Origin of the sequence: Methylobacterium sp. WL18 (assembly GCF_008040015.1) — a bacterium.
GTDB lineage: Bacteria > Pseudomonadota > Alphaproteobacteria > Rhizobiales > Beijerinckiaceae > Methylobacterium > Methylobacterium mesophilicum.
Window position 1 is genome coordinate 1 of sequence record NZ_VRVD01000167.1, and the last position, 8533, is coordinate 8533.

At 68.8% G+C, this 8533-nt stretch carries 10 protein-coding genes; 7 read left to right on the forward strand and 3 right to left on the reverse strand.

From position 1 onward, the window contains the following. The 3 genes from FV228_RS13850 to FV228_RS13860 form a co-directional block, all read right to left on the reverse strand. A partial coding sequence (locus FV228_RS13850; protein ID WP_187277743.1) for an alanine racemase occupies positions 1-638 on the reverse strand: 638 nt, incomplete at its 3' end. 120 nt (positions 639-758) lie between these two features. After that, a complete protein-coding gene (locus FV228_RS13855; protein ID WP_147855157.1) occupies positions 759-1394 on the reverse strand; it encodes a 2-dehydro-3-deoxy-6-phosphogalactonate aldolase in 636 nt (211 codons plus the stop codon). Next, on the reverse strand, positions 1391-2281 hold the full coding sequence (locus FV228_RS13860) for a 2-dehydro-3-deoxygalactonokinase (protein WP_147855158.1): 891 nt from the start codon (positions 2279-2281) through the stop codon (positions 1391-1393). Before FV228_RS13860 ends, FV228_RS13855 begins: the two co-directional genes overlap by 4 nt. Before the next feature lie 275 nt (positions 2282-2556). Between FV228_RS13860 and FV228_RS13865 the strand changes: the two genes are divergently transcribed. The 7 genes from FV228_RS13865 to mutL all read left to right on the forward strand — a co-directional run. Continuing rightward, the gene (locus FV228_RS13865) at positions 2557-3315 is read left to right on the forward strand and encodes an ABC transporter ATP-binding protein (protein WP_147855159.1); all 759 of its coding nucleotides are present in this window, start codon (positions 2557-2559) and stop codon (positions 3313-3315) included. Continuing rightward, positions 3308-4051, forward strand: a complete 744-nt coding sequence (locus FV228_RS13870) for an ABC transporter ATP-binding protein (RefSeq protein ID WP_147855160.1) — start codon at positions 3308-3310, stop codon at positions 4049-4051. The genes FV228_RS13865 and FV228_RS13870 overlap by 8 nt, the downstream gene beginning before the upstream one ends. Before the next feature lie 91 nt (positions 4052-4142). Next, positions 4143-5360 (forward strand): ABC transporter substrate-binding protein, encoded by a 1218-nt coding sequence (locus tag FV228_RS13875; protein WP_147855161.1) that lies wholly within the window; start codon positions 4143-4145, stop codon positions 5358-5360. 28 nt (positions 5361-5388) lie between these two features. Continuing rightward, entirely contained in the window at positions 5389-6276 is an 888-nt protein-coding gene (locus FV228_RS13880) for a branched-chain amino acid ABC transporter permease (protein ID WP_147855162.1), read from the forward strand. 23 nt (positions 6277-6299) lie between these two features. Further along, the gene (locus tag FV228_RS13885; protein WP_147855163.1) at positions 6300-7286 is read left to right on the forward strand and encodes a branched-chain amino acid ABC transporter permease; all 987 of its coding nucleotides are present in this window, start codon (positions 6300-6302) and stop codon (positions 7284-7286) included. An 80-nt stretch (positions 7287-7366) separates the two neighbouring features. Then, the gene (locus tag FV228_RS13890; RefSeq protein ID WP_147855164.1) at positions 7367-7720 is read left to right on the forward strand and encodes a hypothetical protein; all 354 of its coding nucleotides are present in this window, start codon (positions 7367-7369) and stop codon (positions 7718-7720) included. Between the two features lie 180 nt (positions 7721-7900). Next, the coding region (gene mutL / locus FV228_RS13895) for a DNA mismatch repair endonuclease MutL (RefSeq protein ID WP_187277744.1) at positions 7901-8533 on the forward strand (633 nt) is incomplete at its 3' end.

An 8533-nucleotide genomic window follows, 5' to 3' on the forward strand; every position in this document is an offset into this window, starting at 1 on the left:
CCGCCGCGCAGGATCGCCGCCGCCACCACCGCGGCGGCCCGTTCGGCTTCGGCTGCTGCCTTCAGCGCGGCGGGATCGGTCAGGCCGTAGCTGTCGCCCGCGTGCAGCAGCACGCCGCGCAGGGAGGCACCGTCGGAGAGCACCCGGCCGATGGCGACCAGCGTATCCGCATCGCGCGGATCGACACCGGAGCGATGGCCGTCAGCATCGACCTCGATCAGCACCGGCATCGGGTCGCCGTTGCGGCGGCTCCACGCCACCACGGCGTTTGCCTGCTCGATGGAATCCAGCACGATGGCGAGATCTGCCCCCCAGCGCCGCCGGATCGCCCCGACGCGGTCGAGCTTCTGCGGCGCGATCCCGACGGCGTAGATCAGGTCGCGCACGCCGCCCTCGGCGAAGTGCTCGGCCTCCCGGAGGGTCGAGACTGTCGCGGGTCCGGACGGGCTCGCCATGGCGATGCGGGCGACGTCGAGCGATTTCGCGGTCTTCAGGTGCGGCCGCAGCGTTACGCCCAGCCGGTCGAGCCCCGCCCGCATGGTCGCGACGTTGGCGGTCAGCCTGTCCGCGTCGAGGAGCAGGCAGGGCGTCTCGAGCCCATCGAAGCCGTCCGGCCGTGTGAACTGCCCATCCGCCATCCGCCCGCTCCCGCCATCCATGCGGGCGCGGTTCTAGACGGGGGCGCCGTCACTGTCGCGTTCCAGCCACAAGAATTGTGAGTGTTCTCTGGTTCACCCTGGTACCCTGAGGGCCCGCAATCATGCAGATCCCCCGATTGTCGCGATGAAGGCTGAAGCGTCCCGGGCGACATCGGCTGCCGGCTTGCCGGGGCGATAGAGGTTCGAGCCGAGACCGAAGCCCACCGCGCCGGCCTGCCGCCAGACCGGCACGCTGTCGGGCGTGACGCCGCCGACGGCGAGGACGCGGGCGCTCGCCGGGAACACCGCCCGGTGCGCCTTGAGCGCGGCCGGGGTCGCGATGTCCGCGGGGAAGAGCTTCAGGGCGGTTGCGCCGGCCTGGAGGGCGGCGAATGCCTCGCTCGGCGTCTGGTAGCCGGGCAGCGAGACGAGGCCCGCGGCCATGGTCGCGCCGATCACCGCCGGGTCGGTGTTGGGCGAGACGATCAAGGTCCCGCCTGCCGCCGCGACGTCGCCGACCTGCGCCGGTGTGAGAACCGTGCCGGCCCCGACCAGGGCGCGCCCGGCGAACCGGTCGGCCAGCAGCCCGATGCTCCTGAGCGGATCGGGCGAGTTGAGCGGCACCTCGATCAGGGTGAACCCGGCCTCGACCAGCGCGTCGCCGATGGCGGGCGCCTCGTCCGGGGTGAGCCCGCGCAGGATCGCCACCAGGGGGCAGGCCGCGAAGGCCACTTCGAATCGGTCGAGGATCGTCATGCCCGCACTTTCGAGATGGCCTGCCAGATGGCGTGGATGCCGGCCGTCGTGGCGCCGTCCGGCACCGGCACGGCATGGCCGCCAGCTTCCGTGATCGCAACGTCGTAGAGCGCAGACAGAGCGCCGCCGCCGAGCAGGTGTACCGGACGCTCGGCGAGATCGGTGCGCGTGCCGACATCCGCACCGATCATCAGGCCGCTGGCGTAGGCGGCGGCATCGGCGGGTGCCAGCCGGTCGAGCAGCACCCCGGCGCGGACCTCGAACAGGGCGGCGGCGAGGTTGCGCGCCTCGCTCCCGCGGCGGAGCCCCTCCCGGAAGGCGGGACCGTCCGCGACCGCACCGTCCAGCATGCCGGCCAGGATGCCGTGGGTGCGGACCAGGGCGAAGAGTTCGCCGGTCATCACGGTGGCGAAATCGGTGATCGCGCCGTCCACCGTGGCGATCCACTTGTTGTGCGTGCCGGGCTGGCAGAACAACGCCGTCGGCGGCGCGGCGCCGCTGCTGATCGCGCCGAGCACCTGGACTTCCTCGCCCCGCATCACGTCCGGGCGTGGGCCGCTCCGGAGCGCGACGCCCGGGACGATCCGCACGTCGGGGGCGACCGCGAGGCTCGCCTCGGCGAGGTCCTGCAGCGTTGCGGGCGCATCGATATAGGCAGCCTCGCGCCAGCCGCGCGTCGAGCCGACCATGCCGGCCGCGACCACGGCCTGCGCGCCGAAACGCTCCCGCAGCTGTGCAATCGCGTCGGGATAGTCGCCAGGGGTTAGCGCGAGGACGCCGCGATCGTCCTGAAGCGTGTCGAGGACCTCGCCCGCCTCCGACATGGCGTAGGCGCGCCGGTTGGTGGTGCCCCAATCGACGGCAATGTAGGCGGCCCGACCGACCATGCACGCCCTCCCTACCAATAATTTGTCTGAGTTATAGGCCCGACCGGAACAAGGTCAAGCGCGCCGCCGCCGCCCGCCCGGCCTTGGGGTGACGGGTCGCCGGACGCCCTTCCGTGTCGGTATCATGACCGCGACGGGATGTTCGGCCCGGATCAGCCAAGCATCAGCATATCATGAGCCGGGGATTGTCCCGCCGCGCCGAGCGTTTGCGATGGACTGTTCAGGGCGTGATCGGCGATATGGCAGGCAATAAATCATACGCGGGAGGGACGCGCTTGGCACGGGACGTGATCCTGGCGACCGATGGCTTGACGATGGAATTCAAGGGATTCCGGGCCGTCAACGGCGTCAAGTTGGAAGTCGAGCGCGGGACGATCCATGCGCTGATCGGCCCGAACGGTGCCGGCAAGACCACCTGCTTCAATCTGCTCACGAAGTTCCTGATCCCCACCGCCGGTACCATCCGGTACAAGGATCGGGACATTACCGGGCTGCGCGCCGCGGATGTGGCCCGGCTCGGCCTCGTGCGGTCCTTCCAGATCTCGGCGGTGTTTCCGCACCTGACGGTCACCGAGAACGTCCGCATCGCGCTCCAGCGCCGGCGCCGGGGCGATTCGTTCGATTTCTGGCGTCCCGAGAAGGTGCTGCGGGCGCTCGACGGCGAGGCGTTGGCGCTTGTCGAGGCCGTGGGCCTGTCCGAGTTCGCCGACTCGCTGGCGGTCGAGCTGTCCTACGGCCGCAAGCGCGCGCTCGAGATCGCCACGACCCTGGCGCTCGATCCCGAGATGCTGCTCCTCGACGAGCCTATGGCCGGCATGGGCCACGAGGACGTCGACCGGACGGCGCAGCTGATCCGCCGGGTCTCGAAGGACCGGACGATCCTGATGGTCGAGCACAATCTCTCGGTGGTCGCGTCGCTGTCCGACCGCATCACCGTCCTGGCGCGCGGGCAGGTCCTGGCAGAGGGCGATTACGCCACCGTCTCGAAGGACCCGCGCGTGGTCGAGGCTTATATTGGGTCGGGACATGCTTGAGGCCGCCGTGAAGAGACCCGCGCCGGCCGCGGCGACCGATGCGCTCCTCACCGTCCGCGGCCTGGAGGGCTGGTACGGCGAGAGCCACGTGCTGCACGGCATCGACCTGGATGTCCGGGCCGGCGAAGTGATCACGCTGCTCGGCCGGAACGGCGCCGGCAAGACCACGACGCTCCGGGCGATCATCGGCATCCTGGGCAAGCGGGCCGGCTCGATCGTCTATGACGGCGTCGAAACGATCCGGATGGCCTCGCGCAACATCGCCCGGCTCGGGCTCGGCTACGTCCCGGAGGAGCGCGGCATCTTCGCGAGCCTCACGGTCCACGAGAACCTGATGCTGCCGCCGCGGGTGAAGCCCGGCGGCATGACGGTGGCCGAGATCCACACCCTGTTCCCGAACCTGAAGGAGCGTGCGGGCAGCCAGGGCACCAAGCTCTCGGGCGGCGAGCAGCAGATGCTCGCCATCGGCCGGATCCTGCGGACCGGTGCCAAGCTGATCCTGCTGGACGAGCCGACCGAAGGTCTCGCGCCGGTAATCGTGCAGCAGATCGGCCGGACGATCCAGCAGTTGAAGTCTCAGGGCTATACCATTGTGCTGGTGGAGCAGAATTTCCGCTTCGCGCAGACCTTGGCCGACCGGCACTTCGTCATCGAGCAGGGCAGGGTGGTCGACATGATCCCGAATGCCGAGCTTGACGCAAATATCGACAAGCTTCACGCCTATCTCGGCGTCTGAGGCGGACGGCGAATACCCAATAAGCGCTGGAGAACGGCGTCAGAGGCTCGGCAGGCGGTGATCCGCTGCGCCGCAGGAGGATAGGAAGATCATGTTCGGACGTCTCATCGGGTCCGTGTCCCTCGCCGCCCTCGCGGGTGCCCTCATGATGGGCGGCGCGAGCGCGCAGACGAACGTGAAGATCGGCATCCTCGGCGACCGCTCGGGCGCCTATTCCGACATCAGCGGCGAGGGCTCTGTGGTTGCCGCGAAGCTGGCGGTGGAGGACTTCAAGCCGGCCGAGCACGGGCTGAAGGTCGAGATCGTCTCCGCCGACCACCAGAACAAGCCCGATGTCGGCGCCGGCATCGCCCGGCAATGGTACGACCGCGACGGCGTCGACATGATCACCGACGGCGTGACTTCGTCGGTCGCCCTGGCGATCAGCCAGGTGACCAAGGAGAAGAACAAGGTCTTCATCGACACCGGCGCCGGCACCGCCGACCTCACCGGCCCGCAATGCACGCCGAACACGATCCACTGGGTCTACGACACGGTGGCGCTCGCCAACGGCACCGGCGGCGCCATGGTCAAGCGCGGCGGCAACACCTGGTTCTTCCTCACAGCCGACTACGTCTTCGGCCAGACCCTCCAGCGCGACACCAGCGCGGTGATCACCAAGAACGGTGGCAAGGTCATCGGCTCGGTCAAGACCCCGTTCCCGACCTCGGACTTCTCATCGTTCCTGCTGCAGGCGCAGGGGTCCGGCGCCAAGGTGATCGGGCTCGCCAACGCCGGTACCGACACGATCAACGCGATCAAGCAGGCCGGCGAGTTCGGCATTACCGAAGGCGGCCAGGCCCTCGCCGGGCTCCTGGTGTTCTCCTCGGACGTGCACTCGCTTGGGACCAAGGTCGCGCAGGGCCTCGTGCTCACCGAGCCGTTCTACTGGGACCTGAACGACCAGACCCGGGCCTTCTCGGACCGGTTCGCCAAGCAGATGAAGGGCAATTCGAAGCCGACCGCCAACCACGCGGGCGTCTATTCCGACGTGCTCCACTACTTGAAGGCGATGGCCGAGCTGAAATCCGGTGCCGACGGCGCCGCCGTGGTCGCGAAGATGAAGTCCATGCCCACCGATGATCCGCTGTTCGGCAAGGGCACGATCCGGGCGGACGGCCGCAAGATCCACGACATGTACCTGTTCGAGGTGAAGAAGCCCTCCGAGTCGAAGGATGAGTGGGACCTGTACAACAAGCTCGAGACGATCCCGGGCGATCAGGTCTTCCGCCCGCTTGCCGACGGCAACTGCCCGCTGGTGAAGGGTTGACGGTGCGGGTCCGGCACGGAGGACGGCTATGACCACGATCTTCGGCGTGCCGACCCAGGCGCTGTTCGGGCAGTTGCTGCTCGGCCTGATCAACGGCTCGTTCTACGCGATCCTGTCGCTCGGGCTCGCGATCATCTTCGGGCTCCTGAACATCATCAACTTCGCCCATGGCGCGCTGTACATGATGGGCGCGTTCGTGGCCTGGATGCTGCTGACCTATGTCGGGCTGGGCTACTGGTGGGCGCTCGGGCTGGCGCCGCTGGTGGTGGGGGCCTTCGGCATCCTGCTTGAGCGGGTGCTGATCGCGCGCCTCTACAAGCTCGATCACCTCTACGGCCTGCTCCTGACCTTCGGGCTGGCGCTGATCATCCAGGGCCTGTTCCGCAACCAGTACGGCGTGTCGGGGCTGCCCTACGCGATCCCGGCCGAGCTGTCGGGCGGCCAGCGCCTGCCGTTCATGTTCCTGCCGAACTACCGGGCCTGGGTAGTGGTGGCCTCGCTCACCGTCTGCATCGCGACGTGGCTGGTGATCGAGAAGACCAAGCTCGGCGCCTACCTCCGGGCCGCGACCGAGAACCCGACCCTGGTCCAGGCCTTCGGGGTGAACGTGCCGCTGTTCCTGACCCTGACCTACGGGTTCGGCGTGGCGCTCGCGGGTTTCGCCGGGGTCCTCGCCGCCCCGATCTACTCGGTGAACCCGAACATGGGCGCCGACATCATCATCGTGGTCTTCGCCGTGGTGGTGATCGGCGGCATGGGCTCGATCATCGGCTCGGTGATCACCGGCTTCGCCCTCGGCCTGGTCGAGGGCCTGACCAAGGTGTTCTACCCGGAGGCGTCGGCCACCGTGATCTTCGTGATCATGGTGCTGGTGCTGCTCGTCAAACCCGCCGGCCTGTTCGGGCGCACGGCCTGAACCAGATCAGAGGCTCGATCCCCATGGCCGACACCGCCGCCATCGACGTCGCCCCGATCGCCGCCGCGCTGCCGACGCGCCGCGACGACAAGGCGCTGCACTGGATGATCTTCGTCGGCATCGCGGTCGTGCTGACCGCGGCGCCGCTGGTGCTCTATCCGGTCTACCTGATGAAGGTGCTGTGCTTCGCGCTGTTCGCGCTCGCCTTCAACCTGCTGCTCGGCTACGGCGGCCTGCTCTCGTTCGGCCACGCCGCCTATTTCGGGATGGCGAGCTATCTCTGCGCCTACACGGCCAAGAACCTCGGCTTCACCCCGGAACTGGCGATCCTGTCGGGCACCGCCACGGCGGCCCTGCTCGGGCTGGTCTTCGGCTCGCTGGCGATCCGCCGGCAGGGCATCTACTTCTCGATGATCACCCTGGCGCTCGCTCAGATGGCGTTCTTCTTCTCGCTGCAGGCGAAGTTCACCGGCGGCGAGGACGGCATCCAGGCGGTGCCGCGTGGCAACCTGTTCGGAGTGTTCAGCCTCGCCGACGACCGGGCGATGTACGCCGTCGTCTGCGTGGTCTTCATGGCCGGGATGCTGCTGATCTACCGGATCATTCACTCGCCGTTCGGGCAGGTGCTCAAGGCGATCCGGGACAACGAGCCCCGGGCGATTTCGCTGGGCTACCGGGCCAACCAGTACAAGCTCGCGGTGTTCGTCCTCTCGGCGACGCTCGCGGGGCTTGCGGGCTCGACCAAGGCGATCGTGTTCCAGCTCGCCTCGCTCACAGACGTCCACTGGTCGATGTCCGGCGAGGTGGTGCTGATGACGCTGGTGGGCGGCATGGGCACGGTGTTCGGGCCGATCGTCGGCGCGATGGTGATCGTCACCATGGAGACCTACCTGGCCCAGTTCGGCGCCTGGGTGACCATCATCCAGGGCTGCGTCTTCGTGCTCTGCGTGCTGCTGTTCCGCGAGGGCATCGTCGGCCTGATCGCCCGGATCATCCGCAAGCCGCTGTGAGACGCGGCGGGTGCCGGTTCGTTGACGGATCATTAACCACACCCGCTCAACCTGCAGTTCCCAGGCTGACAGGTTTGACCATGACGAAGACCCAGCCGCTGAGCATCGATGATCCGGCGGCGGATTGCCCGATCCCGCCGGAGACCGTCGGCCAATTGATCAAGGCCGACGCCGACACCGCGACGTACATCCTCGACGGCATCCCCGAGGCGACCCGGGCACGCCTCGCGGTCTGGCTGTACGGCCGCAGCCATACCCACGAGATCGGCGTGCGCGTCGCTGCGACCTGCGACGGCGCCACCCTGCGACGGGCCGCTGGGGTCGTCGGCACCGCCCTGTATGACGCGTCGCGTCGCCCCTACAAGGCGCCGAGCCATGGCGCCCGGCCCGCCGGCAGCCGCATTTCGCTGGGCGGATCGAGCCGCCGCGCCTGAGCGCCGCGGCTTCGCGACACGGTCCCTGTCATCGGGTGCGCGAGAGCATCATCCCGACAGGTGGATTCCGGCTTTCGGAAAAAGATGACGTAGAAACAGAAGCCTCGATCGCCGTTCCGGCTCTGATTTCGGGGACGACGATCTAGGAGCGCCGCCGCCCAGCCGCTATCGTGGGCGTCGATGTCCACCCTTTCGCCCGTCATCCGCCGTCTCGACCCGATCCTTGTTGACCGCATCGCGGCGGGCGAGGTGGTCGAGCGCCCGGCCTCGGCCGTGAAGGAGCTGGTCGAGAACGCGATCGATGCCGGGGCCCGCACCATCGAGGTGGTGGTGGAGAACGGCGGTCGGCGGCTGATCCGGGTGATCGACGACGGCCGCGGCATGGGCCCGGACGACCTCGCTCTGTGCGTCGAGCGCCACGCGACCTCGAAGCTGCCCGGCGGCGACCTCTCGGCCATCGACACGCTGGGATTCCGCGGCGAGGCTTTGCCCTCGATCGGCGCCGTGTCCCGGCTCGCGATCACCACCCGTCCAGAAGGTGCCGAGGCCGGGGCGAGCCTCACCGTCGAGGCCGGCGTGAAGGGCCCGGTCCGTCCGGCCCCGGCCCAGCGCGGCACCCGGATCGAGGTGACCGAGCTGTTCGCCGCGACGCCGGCGCGGCTGAAGTTCCTGAAATCCGACCGCGCCGAGAACGCCGCCATCGCGGAGACCCTGCGGCGGCTCGCCGTTGCCCAGCGCGGCATCCGCTTCACGCTGCGCGCCGATGCGGGGCAGCCGCTGCTGCTGCCGGCCGAGACCGGCCCCGAGGGCGAG